The following is a 403-nucleotide window of genomic DNA, read 5'->3' as shown; positions in this document are numbered from 1 at the left end:
TGGTTAAGTTGTCGGCTATATGTCGCCATAAATCTTTATTGCGAGTGTGCGCTTGAGGTGATGTAGCGGCTTGTTGCGCTGGAGCTGTTAATGTTATTTTTTGTTTTTTATGCTTGGTATCTGTGGGCTGTGCTGAGCTATTTGATGACGGTTTAACGTGATTAAAAATAACCGGAGCTTGCACAGTATCACTTGGCGCTGAATGTGGCTCAGTTGTTTGGCAACCGGATAGTAAAATTAAAGTCACAAACAGGGCTAAGAGGTAACTGCGCATAAACATCACTAAATTAATATCCTTTTAAAAGTCTAGCACATCCACGTGCGAGCGCTATTTTGACTGTTTAACTCGTTTAAGTCCAGCCTCTAGAAACAGCGGGTAAGCTTTTCGTGCTATCTCATCAAC

At 41.9% G+C, this 403-nt stretch carries 1 protein-coding gene; it reads right to left on the bottom strand.

The genetic code is table 11. The features are described 5' to 3' along the window. A partial coding sequence (locus tag HR9077_RS21980; protein ID WP_210725829.1) for a hypothetical protein occupies nt 1-280 on the bottom strand: 280 nt, incomplete at its 3' end. Between the last annotated feature and the right edge of the window lie 123 nt (nt 281-403).

Origin of the sequence: Modicisalibacter radicis, assembly GCF_900961225.1 — a bacterium.
Lineage (GTDB): Bacteria > Pseudomonadota > Gammaproteobacteria > Pseudomonadales > Halomonadaceae > Modicisalibacter.
The sequence above is the reverse complement of the archived record's forward strand: the minus strand, read 5'-3'. Positions and strand labels throughout refer to the sequence as shown.